Origin of the sequence: Streptobacillus felis, assembly GCF_001559775.1 — a bacterium.
In the GTDB taxonomy this organism is placed as follows: Bacteria; Fusobacteriota; Fusobacteriia; order Fusobacteriales; family Leptotrichiaceae; genus Streptobacillus; species Streptobacillus felis.
This window is the reverse complement of record NZ_LOHX01000167.1, coordinates 1-569: the sequence shown is the minus strand read 5'-3', so window position 1 is coordinate 569 and position 569 is coordinate 1. Positions and strand designations below refer to the sequence as shown.

The following is a 569-nucleotide window of genomic DNA, read 5'->3' as shown; positions in this document are numbered from 1 at the left end:
TTTTATGAATTTGATATAAGAACTTGGCAACCTACAATAATACCAAAAACTAATGAAGAAGTTGTAGATAAAACAGAAACAGAATACATACCGATAAATATTTTTTCAAAAAATGAGGTAAAAGAAGAAGTTATTCCTGAAACTTTAACTTTTAAAGAAGAAAAATATGTAGAAGTAAGAGAACCTAAATTAATATATGAAAATCCTTTTTATGAAGAAGAGGAAGAAATTAAAGTAGAAAATAAGGTGGAATACTTAAAACCATTTTTTGAGAAAAAAGAAGGGGAAGTAAAATATTATGAAGTATTAGGTCAAATATTTGATACATATATATTAGTTAATAGAGATAATAATTTAGAAATATATGATCAACATATTATACATGAAAGACTGCTTTATGAAGAACTTATGTCTAGTTTTGAGAAAAAGAATATTGGTTCTCAAATACTTCTTTTACCTGAATTAATAGATGTTAGTCCAGTTGTTAAAGATTTCATATTTAATACATATGGACACATTTGAAAAACTTGGTTTTGAAATTGATGAAATTTCAAATAATCAAATAGCTT

The 569-nt window shown here is 23.9% G+C and carries 1 pseudogene; it reads left to right on the top strand.

What is annotated here, in order from left to right:
- Window positions 1-522 (top strand): annotated as a pseudogene (locus AYC60_RS03445) (DNA mismatch repair endonuclease MutL); the annotation flags it as partial.
- Window positions 523-569: the final 47 nt, after the last annotated feature.